Source organism: Brevibacterium sp. UCMA 11754, assembly GCF_021532275.1.
Lineage (GTDB): Bacteria > Actinomycetota > Actinomycetes > Actinomycetales > Brevibacteriaceae > Brevibacterium.
Map to the genome: position 1 here is coordinate 13,779 of NZ_JACBOT010000010.1, position 24,010 is coordinate 37,788.

Sequence of the window (24,010 nt, forward strand, 5' to 3'; positions counted from 1 at the left end):
CGATTGAGCATCCAAATGACACACCGAACCTCTGCCGAATCGAGATCTTCGCGCCGCGACTCTCCGTTCCCCGCAGTCGCGAACGCGGACATCCACCACGTGCGCGAGACGATCATCACCTGGTTCGAAACCGCTGCTCGCCCTCTGCCTTGGAGAGATGCAGACACCAGCGCCTGGGCCGTCCTCGTCAGCGAGATCATGTCGCAGCAGACTCCAGTCTCCAGAGTCGAGCCCCGTTGGCGGGAATGGATGCACAAGTGGCCAACGCCTGCAGATCTGGCACAGGCACCCACCGCCGAAGTGCTCCACAGTTGGGACCGCCTCGGCTACCCACGGAGGGCATTGCGGCTCCAGGAAGCCGCACGGGTGATCGCCGAGGACCTCGACGGTCACGTGCCGCAGACTGCGCAGGAGCTCGAGCGTCTCCCCGGCATCGGTTCCTATACCGCAGCGGCTGTGGCCTCATTCGCCCACGGTGAGCGCACCACTGTGCTCGACACAAATGTGCGCCGTGTTCTCATCCGGCTCTTCGCCGGCCGCGATCGTCCCTCAGCTTCACCGGGTCGCGCAGAGACCGAATGGGCCAGCCAGTTCGTTCCTGAGACGAACCATGAGAAGTGGAACGCCGGGGTCATGGAGTTCGGGGCGCTCGTGTGCACGGCCAGGAACCCCCAGTGCGAGACCTGCCCGCTCAGCGACATGTGCGCCTGGCAGAAGGCGGGAAGGCCAGCCTCGGCGGTGAAGCCGAAGACACAGAAGTGGGCGGGCACGGACCGTCAGCTGCGCGGTGCCATTATGGATGTGCTCAAGTCCGCGCACGAACATTCCGACGGCGCCCATTTCGGCTGCGTCTCTTTTGATCTCTTCACCGCATCCATCGCCGAGGTGGATCCCGAGTTGCTCGACTCGCTCCCTACGCACACGTCGACGAAGCTTGCGCAGGTACGGGAACTCAGCGCAGATCCGGATCGGATCTCCCGTCTCATCGGCGATCTGATCTCTGATGGTCTGGCAGCTCAGGACGGTGAGAGGCTTCGTCTTCCTGGGTGAGCGCCGAGGACACAGCAGACCGCGTTGCTAGACTTCGGACATGTCTGGTCGACGCAATGACGCTTCGGCTGCTTCGTCAGCCGATCAACGCAACGGGGTGGGACGATTCAGATCAGCAGAGGCGCGCGGACGGTTCTTGGAGCAGCTGAATGCCGTACTCGAGTCGTGGCCCGAGCGCACCGACTTGTCATTAGAAACCTCTTTCGGCACGACTGCCTGCTCCAGCATCTCCCCTTCTGGCCTGTCTGCCCTCGGTGAGTCGAGCGCGACGCCGCTGGTTCTCCTTCAGGGCGGCAACAGCACCGTTGCCGGCTGGTCGAAGCTCATCGGACCATGGTCGAGGATGCACCCTGTCATTGCGATCGACACGGTCTGGGAGGCTGGGCGCAGCGTCCAACTGGCCCCGATGAACGACGGTGAGCTGGTCGCGCAATGGCTTGAAGAGGTCATCGACGCCTTGGGCCTGGAATCGCTGCACCTGATCGGCTATTCATACGGGGCGTGGGCGGCGCTCAATCAGGCCCTTCATGCCCCCGATCGTCTGGCAACTGTCACTGCTATCGATCCACCGGGGGCGATCACTGGGATACCGCTGCGCGCTTGGGCTCGACTGATCAGGCTGATGAGAGGCGGCCGAGAAGAAGCACTGGACTTCCTTGCCTGGGTGAGGAACGGTGAGCTGCCGCCCCCACCGATGAGGGATCTGCTACTGAGTTCGACGCTGGACTTCGTCAAACGGGGCAGCCCATTGCCGAGAAGGCTGCGAGACGACGATTGGGCGGGCATCACGGTCCCGTTGGAGGTCATCATCGCAGGCAGCAGCCAGTTCGTTCCCCGTCGCGCACTGCGCACGCTTCGCCGCCATGCCCCTGGCATCGATGTCCACGTCCTCGATGGGATCGGTCACGCTGTGCTCTCAGATGCGCCCGAGGATACGGTCTCCATCGTCGAAGAGTTCATCTCGAAAGTCGAGGAGCAGTGATCCTCACAGGAACTTGATCATCCGGGCGTTGCCCAGGGTATTGGGTTTGACGCGGGCCAGGTCCAGGAACTCTGCCACACCTTCATCGGCGGAGTGCAGGAGTTCGACGTAGACCTCTGGGGAGACTGGGATGCCCTTGATCGGCTCGAATCCGAGTGCACCGAAGAATCCGGTCTCGAAGGTCAGGCAGAAGACCCTGTCGACGCCGATCGCCACGGCGTCTGCCAGGAGCTGCCGGATGAGAGCCTTGCCCACTCCACGCCCCCGATAGACCGGCGAGGTGGCAACGGTGCGCGCCTCCGCAAGGTCTGCCCAGATGATGTGCAGTGCCGCGCATCCGGCCAGCACTTCGGTTCCGTCCGGCTGCGGGTCCACCACCAGCCAGAATTCCTGCAGGGTCTCGAAGTAGGTGACGGTGTCCTTGGCCAGCAGGATGCGCTCTTCAGCCAGCGGTGCGACCAATGCCTCAATCCCTTTGACGTCGCTCGTCCGTGCCCTGCGCAGGTAGAGCCCGCCGGGAAGGGAATGGTTGAAGTGGTGGTCTGCGGAGACCTGGTGATGGTCGAAGTCGACTGGGGCGGAGGTCATATCTTCATTCAACACCATCGGCTGCGAGCATGAAAAAAGCCCGGGGACTCAGCTGCTGCTGTGTCCCCGGGCCTCTTCAGCGCACTAGGAGGAGATCAGGAAGCGGAGCTTCCCGATCCGCTCCCACCGGACGAACCGGCACCAGCGAGTTCTCCACCGGAACCGGAATCATCCGGATCGCTGGCGGCAATGCTCTCGGTCTCCGCGCCTTCAAACGTGAATTCCGCTTCCTTGCCTTCTCCCTTGACGTCGACCTTGATGGTCTGACCGCTGCCGATCTCCTTGAACAGGATCTTCTCGGACAGGTGGTCTTCGATCTCGAGCTGAATCGTCCGACGCAGCGGACGAGCGCCCAAGACCGGATCGTAGCCACGGTCGGCCAACAGACTCTTGGCCGCATCGCTGACCTCGACCTTCATGCCCTGATCGGCCAGACGGGCGTCCAGACGTGCCAGGAACTGATCGACGATCTGCAGAATCTCTTCCTTGTTCAGCTGAGGGAAGACGATCGTGTCATCGACACGGTTGAGGAACTCGGGGCGGAAGTGCTGCTTGAGCTCCTCGTTGACCTTCTGCTTCATGCGCTCGTAGTTGTTGTTCGTGTTGCCCTCAACCTGGAAGCCCAGCTGCAGGCCACTCGAGATGTCTCGAGTACCAAGGTTGGTGGTCATGATGATGATGGTGTTCTTGAAGTCCACCTCACGACCCTGCGAGTCGGTCAGACGGCCATCTTCGAGGATCTGCAGCAGCGAGTTGAAGATATCCGAGTGAGCCTTCTCCACCTCGTCGAAGAGGACCACCGAGAACGGTTTGCGACGGACCTTCTCCGTCAGCTGGCCGCCCTCTTCGTAGCCCACGTAGCCGGGAGGAGAACCGAACAGTCGGGACACGGTGTGCTTCTCCGAGTACTCCGACATGTCCAGGCTGATGAGCGAATCCTCATCACCGAACAGGAACTCCGACAGAGCCTTCGCCAACTCGGTCTTGCCGACACCGGTGGGGCCCGCGAAGATGAACGAGCCGGAGGGGCGCTTCGGATCCTTCAGACCCGCACGTGTCCGGCGGATGGCGCGGGAGATCGACTTGACCGCGTCGTTCTGCCCGATGATGCGCTTGTGCAGCTCGTCTTCCATCCGCAGCAGACGCGAGGACTCTTCCTCGGTGAGCTTGAAGATCGGAATACCGGTGGCTGCCGCCAGCACCTCGGCGATCAGCTCCGCGTCGACGACTGCAGAAGTGTCCTTGCCGCTCTTGCGCCAGGCTTCGGTCTGTTCGTCCTTGTCCTGCTGCAGTTTCATCTCTGCGTCACGCTCAGATGCCGCGAGCTCAAAGTCCTGAGCGTCGATGGCGGCTTCCTTGCGGTGACGGGCCTCGAGGATCTGCTCCTCCAGGTCGCGGATCTCCTGCGGCACCGACAGACGCGAGATGCGCAGTTTGGCACCTGCTTCGTCGATGAGGTCGATCGCCTTGTCCGGCAGGTACCTGTCGTTGACATAGCGATCCGACATGTTCACGGCGGCCGAGAGTGCACCTTCCGTGATAGTGACCTTGTGGTGCGCCTCGTACTTGTCGCGAAGACCCTTGAGGATCTCGATCGAATGCGCCAGCGATGGTTCGGGAACCTGAATCGGCTGGAAGCGACGTTCGAGAGCAGCGTCCTTCTCGATGTGCTTGCGGTACTCGTCGAGAGTTGTCGCACCGATCGTCTGCAGCTCGCCTCGCGCCAGCATGGGCTTGAGAATCGAAGCAGCGTCGATGGCACCTTCAGCGGCACCCGCACCCACCAGAGTGTGGATCTCGTCGATGAAGAGGATGATGTCGCCGCGTGTGCGGATTTCCTTGAGGACCTTCTTCAGGCGTTCTTCGAAGTCACCGCGGTAGCGGGAGCCTGCCACCAGTGAACCGAGGTCCAAGGTGTAGAGCTGCTTGTCCTCGAGAATCTCCGGAACTTCGCCGTTGACGATCGCCAAGGCGAGTCCTTCGACCACTGCGGTCTTGCCGACACCGGGTTCACCGATGAGGACAGGGTTGTTCTTGGTCCGCCGCGACAGGATCTGCATCACGCGCTGCATCTGCTCGTGCCGGCCGATGACCGGATCGAGGTTGCCTTCGCGCGCGGCTGCGGTCAGGTTCGTTCCGAACTGGTCGAGGACGAGCGACCCGGATGGTGTTCCCTCCTCGCGTCCACCTGCGGAGACGGGCTCCTTGCCCTGGTAGCCCGACAGAAGCTTGATGACTTCCTGGCGGACTCGTCCCAGATCGGCACCCAGCTTGACGAGCACCTGTGCGGCAACGCCTTCGCCCTCGCGGATCAGACCGAGCAGGATGTGCTCGGTTCCGATGTAGCTGTGTCCCAGCTGCAGCGCCTCACGAAGGCTGAGCTCGAGGACCTTCTTGGCACGCGGGGTGAACGGGATGTGCCCGCTCGGTGCCTGCTGCCCCTGTCCGATGATCTCCTGGACTTGGTCGCGCACCTGCTCGAGGGAGATGTCCATTCCCTCGAGTGCTTTGGCTGCCAGGCCCTCACCCTCGTGGATCAGGCCGAGCAGGATGTGCTCGGTTCCGATGTAGTTATGTTTGAGTAGTTTGGCTTCTTCCTGGGCAAGCACTACCACTCGGCGTGCTCGGTCAGTGAACCGCTCGAACATATTCACCCTCCTCGGTCTTGTTATTCTTTAGAGCCTAACGACCATTGGCCACGATCTATTGCACGTTTCGCCATCAGCCGAAACCGTTTGGCTGTGGGCGAAATTCGGTGTTCGCCCCTTCGTCGCTCTTCCGCACGACATACTGCCGCCCCGTCCTGCGCAGACTCCGGTTCTCCGTGTCTCTGAGGTGTGTCGATTCCGTACTTCGCAACGGGAAATCGAGATACTCCATCAATTGCTGCGGACATAGATTACCGCGAGTGGGAATTGAGTAAATCGTCTTACTTTACTGTCGGCGATCAAGTGACAACGTGATTACAGTCAGCCGTCATATTCGACAACGGCGCTGGGACGTCATCCACTCCAACGTCATTCGCGGGGTGGATATTCCGGTGCCGACTCCGGAAGCCCGGCTTGCGAAACTCATCAGCAAAACACTGAAGGACCAACGGTTCAACCGTTGGTCCTTCAGGAAGCGATTATCGAATCAGTCGCAATCAATCGATTCGCTATAACGCTTCAGTTATCGGCTGTGACTGGATTCAGTGGGATCAGCTGTCTGCAGCTTCGTATGCCTGGACGATTTCATGCGGAATGCGTCCGCGATCGCCCAGCTGGTAACCGTTTGCCTGTGCCCATTCGCGGATCTTGGCAGTGTCGCGCTTCGGACCCGCGGTGGAGCCGGCCCCTGCGCGACGTCCGCGGCCACCCGGGTTGGCTACCCGACGAGCCTTGGCGATGAACGGGGCGAACGTTTCACGGAGCTTTTCGGCATTCTCTGTCGACAGTTCGAGTTCGTAGGTACCTTGGTCGAGGCTGAAGCGAACGGTTTCCGACGCCTCCGAGCCATCGAAATCATCCGTGAGAACGAGTCGCATCTCCCTTGCCATGTTCACTCTTTTCATAATCAGAAGTATTTGTCGCAATCATCTTAACATCTGATTCATGATTATCGCCTAATTCGCTAACCTCATGCTCTGAATAGAATTTATCGATCTGCTCTCGTTCTGTCCGATCTGCACGCAGGATGTTTCTCATCACGTACCAGAACAGCAAACCAACACAGATCGAAGGCAATAGTGCCTTCATCAGATCCATCATGTGCTCAACCTTCCTCAGCCATTTCCGAATTACCGGAGGCAATTGGCTTCGTGAATGGGAAGAGAATCGTTTCTCGAATTCCCAGGCCGGTCAAAGCCATGAGCAGACGATCAAGCCCCATTCCCATACCGCCGGTCGGCGGCATTCCGTGTTCCATCGCGGTGAGGAATTCCTCGTCGAGTCCCATCGCCTCTTCATCACCCTTGGCCGCGTCGGCCGCCTGAGCCTCGAACCGTTCACGCTGAATGACCGGGTCGACGAGCTCGGAATAGCCGGTGGCCAATTCGAAGCCGCGAACATAGAGGTCCCACTTCTCTACGACGCCCTTCTTGGTCCGGTGTTCACGGACCAGAGGTGAGGTGTCGACGGGGAAGTCGGTGACGAATGTCGGCACCCACAGCTTGTCCTGGTAGAAGTGCTCCCACAGCTCCTCGACATATTTGCCGTGTGAGCGGAATACTCCACCCAGTTCGACGTTGTTGTCGGCCGCGATCTTGTCGAGGACGTCGAGTCCGGTCTCCGGGGTGACTTCGACTCCGGATTCCGCGGACAAGGTCTCGTACATGCTGACAACAGGCCAGTCACCACCGAAGTCGTAGTCCTCACCGTCTCCCAACTTCACCACGAGAGATCCGGTGGCGTCCTGCGCCGCGTTCTGGACCAGCGTCTTCGTCAGTTCGGCGATCGAATGGTAGTCGCCGTAGGACTGGTAGGCCTCGAGCATCGCGAACTCCGGTGAGTGCGTGGAGTCGGCGCCTTCATTGCGGAAGTTGCGATTGATCTCGAAGACGTTCTCGATGCCGCCGACGATCGCCCGCTTGAGGAAGAGCTCCGGCGCGATGCGCAGGAACATATCGATGTCATAGGCATTCATATGTGTCTTGAATGGACGTGCTGCAGCACCACCGTGCATGAACTGGAGCATCGGAGTCTCGATCTCGACGAACTCCTGTTCTGCGAACGTCCGACGCAGGGATGACATGACCTCTGCTCGCGCCAGCATGTTCTTCCGTGCGTCTTCGCGGGTGATCAGGTCGAGGTAGCGCTGACGCACACGAGTATCTTCGGCCAGCTCGGTGTGCAGGCCCGGCAGCGGACGCAGCGCCTTGCTGGCCATCGTCCAGGAATCGGCGAGCACAGAGAGTTCGCCGCGTTTGGACTTTATGACCTTGCCGTGGACGAACAGGAAGTCGCCCAGATCGACGTCGGTCTTGAAGTCGCCGAGTCGTTCCTCCCCCACTTCACGCAGAGACAGCATGCCCTGAAGTCGCGTCCCATCTCCCGACTGCAGGGTCACGAAGCAGAGCTTGCCAGTTGTCCGGACGAACACGACACGGCCGACGACGCCGACGATGTCCTCGGTCTCGTCACCGGCTTCCAGCCCGTCATGCGCGGCATGAACCTCGGCGAGGGTGTGCGTGCGAGGAATTCCGACCGGATAGGCATCGGTGTCGGAGTCTAAGAGCCGCTGTCGCTTTTCCTTCCGGATCCGGATCTGTTCGGGATCGAGATGCTCGGGTGAAAGGTCTGCGTTTTCGGGCGTGTTCGACTCGGTATCTGCCATACCCTCCAGGCTACCGTGAGCGCGGCCCCAGGGGGAATTCGCAAACGACCGCCGGACCCGGCACACAGTTCCAGCACGTCGTTCAGTCCAGTCGGGACAATATCTCCTGCGCCTGCGACTCCGTGATCCGTCCCAAGCTCAGCGCCTTGGCTGTCGTCGATCTGGCCAGCGCTATGTAGCTGTTGCGTGCCGCGGGACTGGAGACGTTGAGACTGAACTCACTGAGCGCTGCCAGGTGCGCGGAGACCGTGCCCACGTCTCCGCGGCTGACGGGTCCCGTCAGGGCCTTCGGACCGTTCTGCAGGGTGTTCGTCACACTTGCGTCGACGAGAGCTGTGAGCACACGTGAAGGGTCACTGACTCCCGCCTCGGCGAGCATCTCCATCGCTTCGCTGATGATCGTTATCGAGTGGTTGGAGGCGTGGGTGATGGCTGCATGGTAGAGCGGACGGTCCGCCTCGGCCACGTCGATCGGCTCGGCGCCCATTTCGACGACGAGCGCCTGGCCCACCGGACGGATCGGTGCAGGTGCGGTCACGGCGATCGTCGACTGCCGCAGGCGTGGTAGATCGACTGCGGTGCCGGTGAAAGACAGCGATGGGTGCAGTGCGATCGGCAGCGCGCCGAGGCTGGTCCCGGCTTCGAGGACGTCCGTTCCGTACCGGCCCGAGCAGTGAACAAGGATCTGCCCCGAATGGATTCGTGACACCTTCGCCAGGCCGCTGACGAGGGACTCGATCTCATCGTCGGGGACGGTCAGGAGCAGAAGCTCCGCACGGTCTGCGACATCGTCCGGCGGCAGAACCGGTACTCCAGGCAGCATCTCCTCGGCCCGTTGCAGGCTGGTCGCCGAGGTGGCACTGACACCGATGATGGCATGACCGGCCTCGCGCCAGGCAGCTCCGATGGTCGCGCCGACCTTCCCACAGCCGATAATTCCGATTCCCAGACGAGAGGCCCCGTCCTGGCCCATGCCTGCTTGGCTCATGGCCTGCCTTCCTTGGCCCTGCGGGCTTCCTCGTCGTAACGCTGCCGTGCGAGTCGCGTCCGGTCGGAGTGCTCGCTGAAGAACCGTTTCGCGTCCTCGACGCTCTGATGGGTGACGCGAGGGTCGATGGGACCGGCCGTGGAGTGCACGGCGACCGTGCCCAGACCGAGCGCGCGCATGAGTGGACCCTGGTGATAGCTCATCGACTGCACGCGCACATGCGGCACGAAGTCGACTCGACGGTCAAGGACACCCATTCGCAGCACGAGCAGGGAACCGGTCACGACATAGGCCCGCCGCTTCCACACCAAGGGGTCGATGAGCCGAGAGGAACGGGGCTGACCGTGGAACAGCTCTTCCGCGGATTCGGCCTGCGGGTCCTCGGACTTGCGGTCGTACATGGCTGATCGCACCAGGGTCGCAGCGCTGACCTCGTCTGGCATCTGCGGATCCGGGAGCGCGAGGCCGACCATGAGCAGTGCCTGGTCGATGTCGCCGACGGGCAGCAGAATGTTCGTCTCGCCCGAGCCTCCGGCGCTGGCGATGTTGTATTCGACCTTCCACCAGCCGGCCCACCGCCACAGCAGCGGCTGATGGAGGCACACGGCCTGCAGACGGTCGAGTGGGATCACCTTGCGGGAGGTGGAGACGAGCCCGTGGTTGACGGCCAGTCCGTTCTCTCCCAGCTTGACCACGAAGTTCGCGTTGTCAAGGTTCTTCCTGAAGGCGGAGAAAGCCGCGAAGAGACCGGGGATGACTGCGACGAGCATCGGGATGAAGGCCTCGGTCAGCCCCATAGCCAGGAGAACGATGGCTGCGGCGATGACGATGAGGACGACCAAGACCGAGATGATCGTCTCTGACTTCAACAGCGAGGAGACCACGACCCGGTGCACTGGCACGCGGACGATCTCGCCTTCGTCACTGACGTCGGCGGAGACATCGTAGGGAGCCAGAAGTTCGTTGATGCTTGACTCCGCCTCCTGTGAGGCCCCTTCGGCCAGTGAGCCGAGGCGTTTGCTCAGGCGTACGCCGATGCTGTCATCGCGACGTTCGGGTACGCTGCGATCGATGGCGGGCACGGCACCGGAATCGCCGGGTGCACCCGTGGCTTCGGCATCGCCGGGAGCTCCAGGTTCAGTTCCGGTGGGCGCACCGACGGCGCCAGGAGCTGTGCCAGGGACCGCCTCGGCGGATACTCCCGAGGTCGGGGTTCGCTCCCCCTGGTGAGTTCCCTGCTTCTTCTCGCGGACAGCGGCGAGAAGCTCGTCCCGCAGTCCCTCGGCACGCTTCTTCGACAGGTACTTCAGGGAGATGTTGGAGTCGGTGCCTCCGGCGACGTCGAAGACGAGTTCCGCCATACCCAGCAGTCGGGGCAACAGCTTCTGCTGCAGGTCGATCGACTGCACGCGGTCGAGCCTGGCTTTGCGCAGCTTCTTCGACAGCAGACCGCGCCGATAGTAGATGGACTCGGAATCGATCCGATAGCCCATCACCCTCCAGGCCAGCCAGCTGAAGAGTGCGGTGATAAGGAGGATGAGAACGATTCCTCCGACGCCGCCGAGGATGACGAGGGGGTGGGTGCGCAGCCAACCGGCGAATCCCAGGTCGACGCCATCGCCCCTGGCCAGGTTTTCGATGGCAGTCTGCGCAAAGTTCTGCAGACCGTAGGCGGCCGCGATGAAGATACCCACGAGCACGCCGAAGCTTTCGAGAATCGGTGTCAGGGGGTGGACCCTGTGCCACACCTCGGGAGCCGCCGCGTCCTGGTCTGCCGGCTCGGCCGTGGGCTCGGCTGCGGGATCACCCGCGGGTTCGGGAGCTTGGCCCTTCGGTACGTCCTCGGTCATGCTCACAGCCCTGCCAAGTTGGCCTGGCCCAGACCGGCGAGGCTGTCGCGCAGACGATCGGCCTCAGCACGTGGCAATCCCGGAATGGTGGCATCTGTGGCCGCCGAGGCAGTATGAAGTTTGACGCTGGCCAGACCGAACATGCGATCGATGGGGCCGGCATCCACGTCGACGAACTGCAGACGTCCGTACGGGACGACCGTGGCCTTGTGGAACATGATGCCGCGCCGGATGAGGAGGTCGTCGGCCCTCTCTGCATAGCCGATCGCCTTGGCCTGACGGATGATGATGACGATGAGGAAGACGGTGAACGCCACAAGGCCGGCCCAGATCGCGTGCAGCCATGGAACTTCGGAGGTGAAGATGATGGCGAAGACGAGAGCCACGATGATCAGCGGGACGAGCATCGTCAGAGTCGCGATCGTCTCCTTGAGCCCGTATTTGGGACTGACCCGGTTGAAGTCGGCGTCTGTTCCGGACAGATAGTTGAATTCGCGGCTCATGCTGGTTCAGCTCCTGGTGGATCTTGAGGGGGCAGCTCGCAGAAGCCTTCGACGATCAAGCCGACGATCATCAACGCTGCGGCTGCGATCATAGCGAAAAGCATACCTGCCGCCAAGTCATTGCGGATGCCGGGTGCGGACAGAAAGTAGTAGGCGGCGTTGCCCATATACCAACCGGCCAGTCCGGCGCCTGTTAGGGCACTGGCCTTGGCCATGACGGCTACGCGGGCTGCTTGCAGTGGGTCGATCTCCTTGGTCCGGTCGCCGTCATTCAATTTCTTGATCGGCCACCCCAGGACCAGCAGGACTGCAGCGAGTATGAGCATTCCGATGATGGCGAACCAGGGCAGGCCCGGCAGAGCGAAGCCCTGACTCTCCAGCAGCACGTCGACTGTCGGCGCCAGCACGGCGCCGATGACGGCCCAGATGACGAGAGTCCCCGACGATGTTCGCTGCATAGCTCCAAGTCTCTCAAACCCTGGCCCCTTATGGGGCCGGGATTCGCGTGATTTCCTGGTCGCCCAGCTCGCTCAGGACGGCGGTGATCGGTCGCGGACCGGTGGGTGTGCGGATTTCTGCGGCCTCATCGAGCTCGGCCCATGGTGCGAGGACGAATGCACGTTCGTGCGCCCGTGGGTGGGGCAGAGTCAGTTCGTCGGTGTCGAGGATGAGCTCTGCCTGCGCGGTGCCGAAGCGGATCAGGTCGATGTCGAGGGTGCGTGGTCCCCAGCGCAGTTCCCGGGTCCGGCCGCAGGCGACTTCGATTCCCTGCGCCACGGCGAGGAGCTGTGGGGCGGGCAGGCTGGTGGCCACGATGATGCCCAGATTGAGGAAGTCGTTCTGTTCGACTCCGCCCCAGGGTGCGGTGCGATACAGGGAGGATCGCCTGAGCACGGCGATCTTGGGATGTCGATCGAGTGCGGCAACGGCTTGCTCGAGTGTGTCCGCCGCATCGCCCAGGTTGGCCCCGAGATTGAGGTAGGCCTCTGTCTCGGCAGGCTCGGTCCCGGCAAGCTCATCATCGACCGTCCTGGCCGCAGCGGCGTCGGTGGCCGCGGCGTCGGTGGTGTCGCGGGAACGGACGACGGTGACGCTGACGTCGTTGAAGCTGCGCTGGATCGGTGCTCCGGGCTTATGGACGACAACTTCGACATTTCCGGCCAGGCCCAGGCAGTGTTCTGCGATCCGGGCGGCCAGGGTCTCGATGAGGTCGAAGGTGTTGTCTTCGACGATGTGTGCGACGTCTTCGGCCAGCTCGCCGTAGTGGACGGTGTCGGCGATGTCGTCCGTGGCCGCGGCCCGCGATACGGAGGTGTGCAGGGTGACGTCGATGACGAAGTCCTGGCCCTCACGCTTCTCAAAGTCGAAGACTCCGTGGTTGCCGCGCACTCTCAGCCCGCGCAGTTCGATCCGATCCGAATCGGCACTCATGCGTCTCCCTCCGCTGCACGCTCATCCGGAGTGGCTGCCGGGGCATGTGAGTTCACGGCGTGAATGACCTTGGCCGCGGTCGCCGAGGTGGAAGGTTCGTGGACGCGCACCGCCCACGCTCCTGCCCTGGCCGACAGGGCCGAGATCGCGGCCGTGGCCTGATCCTTCGCCGACTCCTCGGCGAGTTTCGGGTCCTCCGGCGAGAGCAGGGTGGAGATGAAGCGTTTGCGGCTGGCGGCGACGAGGAGCCGATGATCCAGATCCGCAAACTCGTCGAGAGCCCCGAGGATCTGCCAGTTGTGTTCGGCGTTCTTCGAGAAGCCCAGGCCCGGGTCGAGGATGATGTTCTCATGCTTCACACCGACGGCCGTCGCTTCGTCGATTCTCGTCTTCAGCTCCCTGATCACCTCGGCGACGACATCGTCGTAGTGGAAGGACGCCGACGCACGGTCGAGGTAGCCTCGCCAGTGCATGAGCACGACCGGGGCTGCGGTCTCGGCGGCGACGGTCAGCATCGTCGGATCGGAGAGTCCTGCGGAGACGTCGTTGATGATGTGGGCGCCGATATCCAGTGATGCCTCTGCGACCTTGGCTCGCATCGTGTCGACGCTGATGACGGCACCTGCGGCGGCCAACTCTCTGATCACAGGGACGACGCGGCGCAGCTCCTCCGCCTCATCGACTCGAACGGAGCCGGGGCGAGTGGACTCCCCTCCGACATCGATGATGTCTGCGCCCGAGCGCAGCAGTTCGAAACCGTGGGTGATGGCGGCGTCGTGGTCGAAGTAGCGACCGCCGTCGGAGAAGGAGTCGGGCGTGACGTTGAGGACGCCCATGATCTTCGTGCGTTCCGGTGTGGGCATGTGCGACCTCTATCTCCGGATGATCAGACTCATGGCTTCTGCTCGGGATGCCGTTTCGCGCAGCTGCCCGCGCACCGCCGAGGTGATGGTCGAGGCACCCGGTTTCCGGACTCCCCGCATGGTCATGCACAGATGCTCGGCCTCGACGACGACGATCGCGCCCTGAGGCTCGAGGTATTCGACGAGTGCGTCGGCGATCTGAGTCGTCAGCCGTTCCTGGACCTGGGGGCGACGAGCATAGATCTCGACGAGGCGGGCCAGCTTAGACAGTCCAGTGACTTTGCCGTTCTTACTCGGGATGTAGCCGATGTGGGCGACTCCGTGGAACGGCACCAGATGATGTTCGCACATCGAATACAGGTCGATGTCTCGGACGAGGACCATTTCCTCGTGGCTGATGTCGAAGGTCACGCCCAGAACGTCGGCCGGGTCGCGGTGGATGCCGGCGAAGACCTCTTCGTAGGCACGAGCGACCCTGTCCGGGGTCTCCAGCAGACCTTCTCGATCAGGATCTTCACCGACGGCGATGAGGATCTCACGCACGGCGGCGGCGATCCGCGGCTGGTCGACCTTGTTGCCGGTGCCGGCGGGTGCCTTGCCGAGGACCTCCGTCACCTCTTCGAGCTCTGACATCAGTAGCCGCTCTCCCCGCTGCCGTCGGTATTGCGTGGACCCGTCGGTCCGGATGGACCGGTCGGGTCGTTGGGATTGATCGGCCCTGTGGGGTTATGGGGCACGTGAGGTCCGTTCGCACCCGTCGGTCCGGCACCGGGAACGTCGGTGGTGTCGACCTCCGAGCTGCCGTTGCTCTTGCCGTTGCGGTCCCCGCTCAAGGGTGCAGGCGGATCGATGGGTCCGCGTTCGGAGACCGGGCGGTCGTCGTTGGCCAGCCACACATCGCGTGTGGGGCGTTTGACGATGGGGGTGAAGATCTCTGCCAGTGCCGCCTGATCAAGAGTCTCCCGCTCGAGGAGCTGGTAGGCGAGGTCGTCGAGGACGTCGCGGTTGTGCGTCAGCGCCCAGTAGGCGTCAGCATGGGCGGCGTCGATGATGTCGCGAACCTCGCCGTCGATCGAGGACAGGGTCGCATCGCCGTACTCGTCGCCCCCGCCGTAGCCGCGACCTGCGAAGGGCTCGCCCTGATCGTCGCCGATCTTGACCATGCCGAGCTTGTCGCTCATGCCGTACTGCGTGACCATCTTCCGGGCGATGTTCGTCGCCTTCTCGATGTCGTTGCTGGCACCGGTGGTGGGGTCGTGGAAGACGACTTCCTCGGCCACGCGGCCGCCCATGGCGTAAGCCATCTGGTCGAGCAGCTCGTTGCGGGTCGTGGAGTACTTGTCCTCGCTCGGCAGGACCATGGTGTAGCCCAGGGCGCGGCCACGGGGCAGGATAGTGACCTTGGTGACCGGGTCGGTCTGGTTCATCGCCGCGGCCACAAGTGCGTGCCCGCCCTCGTGATACGCGGTGATGAGCCGTTCCTTGTCGTTCATCAGGCGGGTCCGTTTCTGCGGTCCGGCGATGACGCGATCGATCGCCTCATCGAGGATCCTGTTGTCAAGGACCTTCGCCCCCTCACGCGCTGTCAGCAGAGCCGCCTCGTTGAGGACGTTGGCCAGGTCCGCGCCTGAGAATCCGGGGGTGCGCTTGGCGATCTGGGCCAGATCGACGTCATCTGCCAGGGGCTTGCCCTCGGCGTGGACCTCGAGGATGTGCTGCCGGCCCTTCATGTCCGGGGCCTCAACCGGGATCTGCCGATCGAAGCGGCCGGGGCGCAGAAGCGCCGGGTCGAGAACGTCGGGACGGTTGGTGGCGGCGATGAGGATGACGTTGGTCTTCACGTCGAAGCCGTCCATCTCGACGAGCAGCTGGTTGAGCGTCTGTTCGCGCTCGTCATGGCCGCCGCCCATGCCGGCTCCGCGCTGGCGGCCGACGGCGTCGATCTCATCGATGAAGATGATGCAGGGAGCGTTCGTCTTAGCCTGCTCGAACAGGTCGCGCACACGGGAGGCGCCCACGCCGACGTACATCTCGACGAAGTCAGAGCCCGAGATCGAGTAGAAGGGCACACCGGCTTCACCGGCCACGGCCTTCGCCAACAGGGTCTTACCGGTACCGGGCTGACCGTAGAGGAGGACACCCTTGGGGATCTTGGCTCCCACGGCCTTGAACTTCTCCGGTTCGGCCAGGAACTCCTTGATCTCCTCGAGCTCTTCAAGAGCCTCGTCGACACCGGCGACGTCCTTGAACGTGACGTCCGGGTTCTCCTTGTTGACCAGCTTCGCCTTGGACTTGCCGAAGTTCATCATCTTCCCGCCCGACATCTGCGAGATGAGGAACCAGAAGACGACGAAGATGATGACGAATGGAATCAGAGTTCCCAGCAGGGACATCAGCCAGCTCTGCTTGGGCACCTCGTCGGTGTATCCCTTGCTGGGCTCGGCCGAGTCCACGGCCTTGACGATCTGCTCTCCACGCTGCTCCACGTAGAAGAACTGAACCTTCTTGCCGAAGTCCTTGCCCTCGATCTTGAGATCGTCTTTCAAGGTCAGGTCGACGCGCTGATCCTTGTCGACGATCTTGGCCTGTTCGACCTTGTCGTCCTGGAGCAGCTCGAGGCCTTGCTGGGTGTCAATCTGGCTGAATCCGACTCTGCTGAAGAGCAGAGCACCGATAGACACTACGAGCAGTGCCAGAACGATCCAGACCAAAGGGCCCTTCGTCGCCTTGTTGAGCAGTGGGCGACGCTTATTCGACTCGGCCATAAGTCCTCTCAGGAAAAAGATGTGGGCAACCTGTTCAGGCTACCGAGGCTGCCTGGGAACATCCCCCACAGCCTAATACCTCGCACTGACATAGCTCGAATGCACCCATTTTTGTTCCCGGGTGCGGCAGGCATTCAGTCAATGCGCGGAACGTTCATGCGCAACGCTCAGCTGTAGACGTGCTGAGCCAGGGTCGCGACGAACGGAACGTTGCGGTACTTCTCGGCATAGTCGAGTCCGTAGCCGATGACGAATTCGTTCGGAACGTCGAAGCCGATGTATTTGACGTCGATATCGACCTTGACTGCTTCGGGCTTGCGCAGCATCGTGCAGATCTCGACGGTCGCCGCTCCACGCGAGCGCAGGTTCTGGACCAGCCAGGACAGGGTGAGACCCGAGTCGATGATGTCTTCGACGATGAGCACGTGACGGTTTGAGAGGTCGGTGTCGAGATCCTTGAGGATGCGGACGACACCGGAGGATTTGGTGCCCGAACCGTAGGAGGAGACGGCCATCCAGTCCATGGTCACCGGCGAATGGATCGCACGAGCCAGGTCCGCCATGACCATGACGGCACCCTTGAGGACGCCGACGAGCAGGATGTCCTTGCCCTTGTAGTCTTCATCGATGGCGGCTGCCAGTTCAACGAGTCGTGCGGCTATCTGTTCTTCCGAGACAAGTACTTTTTCGATGTCATTGCCGAGATCGTTGATGTCCACAGGTGTCGAATCTCCTCGCTTGGGGTGGGGTGTGTCTCCATTATGATTCACTTCTGCCCCGGCGTGCCACCACGGAGGTCGTTCGTGCCACCGTGGAGGTCGTTGGCGCCACCACCAAGTTCTGATGCTTCACTGCGGGTGCCAAGTGCGGCCAGATCATCGTCGACTGTCCCCGGTGCGGCAGCAAGGTACCCGGTCACGCCCATGAGCGCCGAAACGCCGATCATGAACTCCAGCGGCACCGACCAGCCGCCGCTGAATCCGAGGAGTCCGCCGACGGCCAAGGGGCCGATCGCAGCCAGCACATAGCCGCTGGACTGCACGAATGCTGAGGTCCGGGCAGTGACGGACACGGCCTGTGTGCGGCCCGTGATGAGCGCGAGCGCGGCAGGGAAGGCGAAGCCGCCGTAGCCTAGGAGGATCGCCCACAGCACCGGCACGGTGGTGGGCATGAGGAGCAGTCCGAGGTAGCCGCACACGGCGCTGACGGAGAAGCTGACGAGGAAGAAGCGGGGCAGGATGCTGCGCATGATGATCTGCGGGGCAAGGAAGCCGCCGGGGATCCCACCAAGGGTGACGACGGTGAGCATGAGTCCGGCGAGGACCGGATCGATCCCTGCGTCACGGTAGATCTGCGGCAGCCATCCGAACTGGACATAGGCGTTGACTGACTGCAGACCGAAGAACATCGCCATGTATCTGGCCTTGGCAGAGGTGAAGATATGTCGCCGAGGCGGGCCAGCCTCGTGTGTGTCCTGCTCGGGCCGATCCAGGTGGGGTACGGATCGGACGAGCTTGAGGATGATCCAGGTGATCAGTGCGCAGGCAGGCACTAGTGCCCAGATGCCCAGTCCCACCCGCCAGTTGTCGAAGTGGCCGGTGAGTGGTGCGGTGAGGAAGGCGGGGAACATCGCACCCAGTCCCAGGGACACTGTGAAGGCGGTGGCGCCGAGGTTGGCTCGGTGGGGGAAGCGCATTTTCACGTACACCGGCAGAATGACGTTTCCGATGGACATTCCGGCCAGCGCGACCACGGTCAGACCGGCGAAGCCGAACCAGTTGTCGACGAGGACCCGGGCGCCCACTCCGACCGCGATCAGCACGCAGGTCATCGCCAGCGAGCTGAAGAGTCCGATCTTCTTGAGCACGGGAACGGCGATGAACCCGCAGATTGCGAAGATCAGGCCGGGAAGTGCTGTGAGCAGGCCTGTCTGCCATTCGACCAGGGCGTAGGCGCCTTGGACTTCGGAGAGGACGGGGCCCAAGGACGATGCGGCCGGTCGCAGGGAGCAGGCGATGAGGATGAGGCCCACGAGCGCCAGCACGTCGAGTCCCCGACCCGTACGATGGCCGTATTCGGGCTGAGAGGTCATTGGCTCATCCTTTCAGACGCTGTGTTCGCTCGATTCGGCGGCCCGTACCCAAGCCACATAAAGGTATACCATTTGGAGGTCAAGTGCCCTCCTATCTCTCAAGGACGACGATGACCACTCTGAGAAATATTCGCCTCTTTCCCCGCACTGCCGATGCCCAGACTGTTGATGTCGGGATCGAGAACGGACGTTTCACCTCGTTCACGCCGGCTGCCTCGGCGCAGGCGATCGGCCGCACCGACCCCGCCAGCGCCGAAGACGTCGATGGGCCCGACATCATCGATGGGGCCGGGCGAGCGCTGCTGCCCAGCCTCGGCGACGTCCATGCCCACCTCGATTCGAACCGGATGGGCCAGACCTTCCGTCCCCACACTGCTGACGGAACGCTGCACGGCTTCATCATGAACGATCGGGAGAACTGGCGGCAGGGCGAGCGCAGCGTCCGTGACCAGGCTGCCTTCGTGATCGCAGAGATCGTCTCCTCCGGCGGTACGCGCATCCGCTCGCATACCCAGATCGACGCCGACTGCGGTCTCGAGCGCTTCATCGGCGTCCGGGACGCACTGGCCGATCACGCTGCGGTCCTCGACTCTCAGGTCGTGGCCTTCCCGCAGGCCGGCATCGTACGCGAAAAGGGCGTCAGAGATCTTCTCGACGCGGCCTTGAGCGAGGGCGCTGATCTGGTCGGAGGACTCGACCCACTCCAATACGACCGCGACCCGGTCGCGCACCTCGACGTCGTCTTCGGGCTTGCGGAGAAGCACGGCAAAGGCATCGACATCCATCTCCATGAGCGCGGCAGCGCAGGCGTGTTCACGTTCGAGGAGATCGCCCACCGCACGAAGGCTCTCGGCATGGATGGGAAGGTGACGATCTCCCACGCCTTCGCCCTGAGCTCCAACCCTGCACCAGAGGTCGAACGGATCATCGAACTCGTCGCCGAGGCGGGAATCTCTCTGACGACGGTGGCACCGCAGAACGGCGTCCTGCCGCAGCGCAGCCTGCGTGAGAATCGGGTGGCGTTGGGTCTTGGCGAGGACGGTCAGCGCGACTACTGGAGTCCCTACGGTGACGGTGACCTGCTGCGGCGGGCCTGGCAGCTGGCATTCACGAATGGGCATCGCCTGGATGAGGACATCGAAGCATGCTTGGACATCGCTTCCCGAGGCGGGGCACAGGTGATGGCCGGAGCCCGACCGGACGGAACCGCATTGATCGATGATGCCCGCTTCGGTCTGGGCATCGGTGCTCCGGCGGACTTCATGCTGCTCGAGGCCGATACGGTCACCTCGGCGATCATGGACTGCCCTGCCGATCGCGACGTCTTCAAGAACGGAGGGCTGGTGGCCACCGGCGGCCACCTGGTCCACGGCAAGGCCTGAGCCCAACGTCCGGGGGCTGCAGTCACCCGGTCTTCGCGTCGCGACGGAAGCACAGGAGCTGCCTGGTGATGATCACTTCGGTGTCACCGGGAAGTGACAGACGAGCATGTGGGCGACCCGAGGTCCCAGGTTCGCGAATCTGGGCGCACAGTTGGGCCACGCGGGCGGCGCCGAAGCTCTGTGCGGGCACGTCGAGGGAGATCAGCCACTCGCGGACGACGCGGGAGAGGATCGCCTCCTCCAATCCTGCCAGTTCGGCCAACGGCACCTCGGTGCGTCCGCGCACGGCGGCGGCTGAGGTCTCGGCGAGCCCGTCGAGGCAGTCGGCATCGGCACGGCACAGCTCGGCGGTGCGGGCCAGATTCGCGGTGACAGGCTGGCCCAGGTCGGCCTCCAGGGTTGCCAGCAGGGCGCGGGCACGGACCCGGGCGAAGGAATCGTCGGCGTTCATCGGGTCATCCCAGACTTCGATGCCCTGAGCCCGGCACGAGGCGACAGTGGTCGCCCGTTCGATGTCGAGCAGGAGACGCACCACGGTGCCGGTGCGCAGAGCCATTCCAGCCAGGGATCTCGTGCCCGAACCACGCATCAGTCCCAGCAGCACCGTCTCCGCCTGGTCACTGCGGGTGTGCGCGGTCAGCACCCACTCGGCCCCCTGCACTTTCCGGGCGGCTTCAAGTGCGCCGTAGCGGGCATCGCGGGCGGCGGCTTCAAGGCCCTCGTCACCGGCTGCGACGGTGACGCTGGCGACCTCGGCGGACAGACCCCAGGATTCGGCGATCGAGACGACCCGGCGGGCCACCTCGGCGGTCGAGGACTGCAGACCATGGTCGACGGTCACGGCCTGCGCATGCAGCTCCCCACGTCGGTGGAGAAAGGCGCAGGCATGCAGCAGCGCCATCGAGTCCGCTCCCCGGAGACCGCGACGATGACCTTGGGCCGGGAACTGCCCAACTGAGCCAACGCTTCACGGACACTGCTGCGGATCGCTCCGCTGGCCGGATCGAGGCTCGGTCGCCGAGGTGGTCGCGCCTCAGCCGTGGACACGGTCCAACCACAGACTCGGGGTGTGGATCTCCTCGCTCCTCGGCAGGTTCTCCGGTTTGGCATAGACGGCGGAGAAACCGGTCTGGCCGACTTCCTTGCGGATGGCGCGGACGAACGTGGCGCCGTCACGGTACTGGGCGAGTTTGAGGTTCATGCCCAGCAGGTTCGACAGGAATCCGCCCTGTCCGGCGTCGCGGCGGGCTTCGAACTTGCGTCGCAGCTTCCGCACGCTCGGGATCACTTCGATGCCGACCTCGTCCATGACCACGTCGGCGTGCCCTTCGAGCAGGCTGAGGATCGCCGTCGCCTCGTCGAGGGCGCTGCGCATCCCCTCGTCCCTGATCAGATCGACCATGCTCGCATCACCCTTGATGATCCGGCCCACTGTGGAGAAGACGTCAGCGAGACCGCTGATGCCAGGTGCCCTGAGAGGGGTCGCGACGACCTGAGACAGGAGAGAGCGCATGTGCTCACGCAGCCAGGGCGCGGTGGCGAACTGCACCTGGTGCGTGGCCTCGTGCAGGGCCACCCACATGCGAAAGTCGCGCGGCTTGACGTTCATCGCCTCTTCGGCGATGAGGACAGCGGGGGCGACGAACATCAGCCGGCCCGTGTCCACCGCAAAGGGGTCGAATTGGCCCAGAACTCGAGTCGACAGCAGCGAGAGCACGCCTGCCAGTTCCACGGCGGCCGCTTTCGCCGCTCCCGGACCGACAGGGGCGGGCAGGGAGTCCGCGTCGACCATGCCGTTGAGCGACTGCGCATTGGCCTTGATCCAGCCGATCTGATCGAGCACGAGCACGGAACCGGCGCCCAGACGAGTGCGCACGTCATCGGCATGGGCAGGGTCGAGGAGGAACGAGTCGACGACGAGTTCCTGCGCCGTCAGCGCATTGTCCTTGAGCCCGGCGACCAGCGCGTCAAGTTCATCGATGTCGGGCATACGCGCTGCGGGGACGAGTTCCCGGGCTGTGCGGGCGGCGAACTTCTCATCGACGATCATCGGCAGCCGCAATCCGCGAGTGCTGCGACGATATCGTCCACGGTTTTCCTGGCTTCCAATATTTTGTCCTTGTCCACGTCGTCGATCTGCAGGGTGAAGACGAGATAGCGTCCATCGGCGTCGAGCACCCCTCCTGCCAGTGAGGTCACGGTCGACAGGGTCCCCGTCTTCGCGTGCACCGTCCCGGCTGCAGCCTTGTCTTTGGTGAAACGTTGGGTCAGTGTGCCGGTCAGTCCTCCGACGGGCATGTAGCTGATGAGGCTGGAGAGCGAATCGTCGGCGACGACCGATGCCTGCAGGATCGTCGTCAGGTCGTGCGGACTGATCTGGTTGTCATAGGACAGGCCCGAGGTGTCTTCGAGGTGGGTCTTGCCCAGATCCACGGAATCGGACAGGGCCGCCAGCACGGCTTCGGGGCCGGATTCCAGGCTTCCGGGTTCACCCTGGGCGATGGCGACCTCGTTGCCGAGGACCTCGGCGACGACGTTGTCGCTGTGCACGAGCGCGTATTCGACGATCTCGGAGATCGTGGCCGATTCCACCCCCGCCAGCTGGCTGGTTTCGGAGTCTCCGTCGGTCTTCGCGTCGTCACCCGTCTCAGCGGCGGGTGCAGGGTTGTCGGTGACTGTGACTCCGGCTGCCTTGAGCTCTTTGGCAAAGACTGCGAAGGCGTCCTTGGCCGGGTGCTCGCTGCGGCCCCGCCATTCCTTGTCTTTGCTGCCGACATACCCGGTGTCGATCATCAGCGGCTGGATCGGCGTGATGACGCCCTTGGCGATATCGGCACGCTCCCATCCGGGACTGAAGTCCTTGCCCGTGTACCGGGAGGTGTCCAAGTCCAGGGCCACCTCGGCGACGTTCTGGCTCTTGAGTGATTCGGCAGTCTGCTGAGCCAGCGTCGTCAGGCCCGCGTGACCGTTCACGGCACCCGGCTGGGACTCCCCCGCACCCAGCAGTGAGTCTCCGCCGCCTGTCAGCGTCACCGTCGAGGTGGACGGGTCGAACTCTGTGGTCGTGCTCAGTCGCTTCTCGCCGCCGATGCTCAGCAGTGCCGCCGAGGCCGTGAGGACCTTGGTCACCGAGGCCGGCGTGCGAGGTCTGTTCTCGTTCTGGGCGTAGAGGATGTCATCGCTGAGCCCGTCGCGGATCTCGATCCCCAAGCCCTTGACCTTGGCATCAGAGAGGACCTTGTCCACCGTGTCGGGGACCTTGGTGGGCACAGGTGCGGAATCATCTAGCGCCGAGGCGGGGGCGGGCATGTCCTTGCCCTGCGCGTCAGGCGCGGGGACCGCCTGGACTTCGACGGCGGGGTCAGTGGTCAGGATTCCCGGGAGCTCGGGGAAGACGTCGTAGGCGTCGACTGCCGCAACCGCGCCCAGCACGATGGCGAGGCTGCCTGCGGTGATGCCGGCGACAGCCTTCTTCGACCGCTTCCGCCTCTTCCGCTCCGGGGTCTGGTTCAAGCGCGGGCTCTCATTCTCATTGCCATCGTCCTCGCCGTAGCCGTTGTGGTTGTCGTTCGTGGGGACTTGTAAGCTCTATTCTAGTGATGCAACCCTAGCTTGAAGGAGCACTATGGAACTCTTGGCCACAATCGAGATCCCGCGCGGATCGCGCAACAAGTACGAGGTCGATCATGAGACAGGTCGAGTCAAGCTCGACCGCTACCTCTACACCTCGATGCAGTACCCCGCTGACTACGGCTTCTTCGAGGACACGCTGGGCAACGACGGGGACCCGCTCGACGTTCTCGTACTGCTGCCCGAACCCCTCTTCCCCGGCGTCCTCATCGATGTGCGCCCCATCGGAATGTTCAAGATGGAAGATGAAGCAGGCGGCGACGACAAGGTCCTGGGCGTCACGGCCGGCGATCCCCGCTGGGAGAGCTACCAGGACATCGGCGACGTCGATCAGTTCACCCTCGACTCGATCGAGCACTTCTTCACCCGCTACAAGGATCTTGAGCCGGGCAAGTACGTCAAGGGCTCCAGCTGGGTCGGGCGTGCAGAGGCTGAGGCCGAGGTCGAGGCTTCGATCAAGCGCTTCAAGGACTCTCACTGAGTTCACCCTCACCGAGGTGGTGTGAAGCATCGCCTCACCCGTGATCAGAGACCGCCCGGACCTCGCCGTCCGGGCGGTCTCTGCATTCATCG

General features: G+C 63.2%; 22 protein-coding genes. 4 read left to right on the forward strand and 18 right to left on the reverse strand.

Annotation, left to right across the window (positions count from 1 at the left end; genetic code table 11):
- The first annotated feature begins 15 nt into the window (after nt 1-15).
- Together HX613_RS05655 and HX613_RS05660 are read left to right on the forward strand one after the other, a co-directional pair.
- The gene (locus tag HX613_RS05655; RefSeq protein WP_235344433.1) at nt 16-1,050 is read left to right on the forward strand and encodes an A/G-specific adenine glycosylase; all 1,035 of its coding nucleotides are present in this window, start codon (nt 16-18) and stop codon (nt 1,048-1,050) included.
- Nucleotides 1,051-1,090: 40 nt separating this feature from the next.
- On the forward strand, nt 1,091-2,032 hold the full coding sequence (locus HX613_RS05660; protein WP_235344434.1) for an alpha/beta fold hydrolase: 942 nt from the start codon (nt 1,091-1,093) through the stop codon (nt 2,030-2,032).
- 3 nt (nt 2,033-2,035) lie between these two features.
- Here the strand turns inward: HX613_RS05660 and HX613_RS05665 are convergent, their stop codons facing one another.
- From HX613_RS05665 to HX613_RS05735, 15 genes are all read right to left on the reverse strand, one after another.
- Nucleotides 2,036-2,620 (reverse strand): amino-acid N-acetyltransferase, encoded by a 585-nt coding sequence (locus HX613_RS05665; protein WP_235344435.1) that lies wholly within the window; start codon nt 2,618-2,620, stop codon nt 2,036-2,038.
- A gap of 95 nt (nt 2,621-2,715) precedes the next feature.
- Nucleotides 2,716-5,268 carry an ATP-dependent Clp protease ATP-binding subunit gene (locus HX613_RS05670; protein WP_235344436.1) on the reverse strand — a complete coding sequence of 851 codons (2,553 nt, stop codon included), beginning with the start codon at nt 5,266-5,268 and terminating at the stop codon, nt 2,716-2,718.
- A 551-nt stretch (nt 5,269-5,819) separates the two neighbouring features.
- Complete coding sequence (locus HX613_RS05675; RefSeq protein ID WP_235344437.1) at nt 5,820-6,158, reverse strand: histone-like nucleoid-structuring protein Lsr2; 339 nt, start codon at nt 6,156-6,158, stop codon at nt 5,820-5,822.
- The gene (locus HX613_RS05680) at nt 6,124-6,369 is read right to left on the reverse strand and encodes a hypothetical protein (protein WP_235344438.1); all 246 of its coding nucleotides are present in this window, start codon (nt 6,367-6,369) and stop codon (nt 6,124-6,126) included. The genes HX613_RS05675 and HX613_RS05680 overlap by 35 nt, the downstream gene beginning before the upstream one ends.
- Before the next feature lie 4 nt (nt 6,370-6,373).
- On the reverse strand, nt 6,374-7,933 hold the full coding sequence (gene lysS / locus HX613_RS05685) for a lysine--tRNA ligase (RefSeq protein WP_235344439.1): 1,560 nt from the start codon (nt 7,931-7,933) through the stop codon (nt 6,374-6,376).
- Between the two features lie 82 nt (nt 7,934-8,015).
- Nucleotides 8,016-8,921, reverse strand: coding sequence for a Rossmann-like and DUF2520 domain-containing protein (locus HX613_RS05690; RefSeq protein ID WP_235344440.1), 906 nt, complete (start codon nt 8,919-8,921; stop codon nt 8,016-8,018).
- Complete coding sequence (locus HX613_RS05695; RefSeq protein WP_235344441.1) at nt 8,918-10,771, reverse strand: PH domain-containing protein; 1,854 nt, start codon at nt 10,769-10,771, stop codon at nt 8,918-8,920. The genes HX613_RS05690 and HX613_RS05695 overlap by 4 nt, the downstream gene beginning before the upstream one ends.
- Before the next feature lie 2 nt (nt 10,772-10,773).
- Nucleotides 10,774-11,274, reverse strand: coding sequence for a PH domain-containing protein (locus HX613_RS05700; RefSeq protein WP_235344442.1), 501 nt, complete (start codon nt 11,272-11,274; stop codon nt 10,774-10,776).
- Nucleotides 11,271-11,732, reverse strand: coding sequence for a DUF3180 domain-containing protein (locus HX613_RS05705; protein WP_235344443.1), 462 nt, complete (start codon nt 11,730-11,732; stop codon nt 11,271-11,273). The genes HX613_RS05700 and HX613_RS05705 overlap by 4 nt, the downstream gene beginning before the upstream one ends.
- Before the next feature lie 28 nt (nt 11,733-11,760).
- Complete coding sequence (gene folK / locus HX613_RS05710) at nt 11,761-12,705, reverse strand: 2-amino-4-hydroxy-6-hydroxymethyldihydropteridine diphosphokinase (RefSeq protein ID WP_235344444.1); 945 nt, start codon at nt 12,703-12,705, stop codon at nt 11,761-11,763.
- Nucleotides 12,702-13,568 carry a dihydropteroate synthase gene (folP, locus tag HX613_RS05715; RefSeq protein WP_235344445.1) on the reverse strand — a complete coding sequence of 289 codons (867 nt, stop codon included), beginning with the start codon at nt 13,566-13,568 and terminating at the stop codon, nt 12,702-12,704. Before folP ends, folK begins: the two co-directional genes overlap by 4 nt.
- A gap of 9 nt (nt 13,569-13,577) precedes the next feature.
- Complete coding sequence (gene folE / locus HX613_RS05720; protein ID WP_235344446.1) at nt 13,578-14,201, reverse strand: GTP cyclohydrolase I FolE; 624 nt, start codon at nt 14,199-14,201, stop codon at nt 13,578-13,580.
- On the reverse strand, nt 14,201-16,333 hold the full coding sequence (gene ftsH / locus HX613_RS05725; RefSeq protein ID WP_235344447.1) for an ATP-dependent zinc metalloprotease FtsH: 2,133 nt from the start codon (nt 16,331-16,333) through the stop codon (nt 14,201-14,203). Before ftsH ends, folE begins: the two co-directional genes overlap by 1 nt.
- Nucleotides 16,334-16,500: 167 nt before the next feature.
- A complete protein-coding gene (hpt, locus tag HX613_RS05730) occupies nt 16,501-17,052 on the reverse strand; it encodes a hypoxanthine phosphoribosyltransferase (RefSeq protein WP_235344448.1) in 552 nt (183 codons plus the stop codon).
- Between the two features lie 47 nt (nt 17,053-17,099).
- The gene (locus HX613_RS05735) at nt 17,100-18,425 is read right to left on the reverse strand and encodes an MFS transporter (protein WP_235344449.1); all 1,326 of its coding nucleotides are present in this window, start codon (nt 18,423-18,425) and stop codon (nt 17,100-17,102) included.
- A 110-nt stretch (nt 18,426-18,535) separates the two neighbouring features.
- On the opposite strand from HX613_RS05735, the gene HX613_RS05740 reads away from it, so the two are divergent.
- Nucleotides 18,536-19,807 (forward strand): amidohydrolase family protein, encoded by a 1,272-nt coding sequence (locus tag HX613_RS05740; protein ID WP_235344450.1) that lies wholly within the window; start codon nt 18,536-18,538, stop codon nt 19,805-19,807.
- 22 nt (nt 19,808-19,829) lie between these two features.
- On the opposite strand, the gene tilS is transcribed toward HX613_RS05740, so the two are convergent.
- The 3 genes from tilS to dacB all read right to left on the reverse strand — a co-directional run bounded on the left by tilS (nt 19,830) and on the right by dacB (nt 23,320).
- Nucleotides 19,830-20,708 carry a tRNA lysidine(34) synthetase TilS gene (gene tilS, locus HX613_RS05745; RefSeq protein WP_235344451.1) on the reverse strand — a complete coding sequence of 293 codons (879 nt, stop codon included), beginning with the start codon at nt 20,706-20,708 and terminating at the stop codon, nt 19,830-19,832.
- Nucleotides 20,709-20,840: 132 nt separating this feature from the next.
- A complete protein-coding gene (locus HX613_RS05750; RefSeq protein ID WP_235344452.1) occupies nt 20,841-21,857 on the reverse strand; it encodes a zinc-dependent metalloprotease in 1,017 nt (338 codons plus the stop codon).
- Complete coding sequence (dacB, locus tag HX613_RS05755; RefSeq protein ID WP_235344453.1) at nt 21,854-23,320, reverse strand: D-alanyl-D-alanine carboxypeptidase/D-alanyl-D-alanine endopeptidase; 1,467 nt, start codon at nt 23,318-23,320, stop codon at nt 21,854-21,856. The genes HX613_RS05750 and dacB overlap by 4 nt, the downstream gene beginning before the upstream one ends.
- A 112-nt stretch (nt 23,321-23,432) precedes the next feature.
- Between dacB and HX613_RS05760 the strand changes: the two genes are divergently transcribed.
- Nucleotides 23,433-23,918 (forward strand): inorganic diphosphatase, encoded by a 486-nt coding sequence (locus tag HX613_RS05760; RefSeq protein ID WP_101570621.1) that lies wholly within the window; start codon nt 23,433-23,435, stop codon nt 23,916-23,918.
- Nucleotides 23,919-24,010 lie beyond the last annotated feature (92 nt).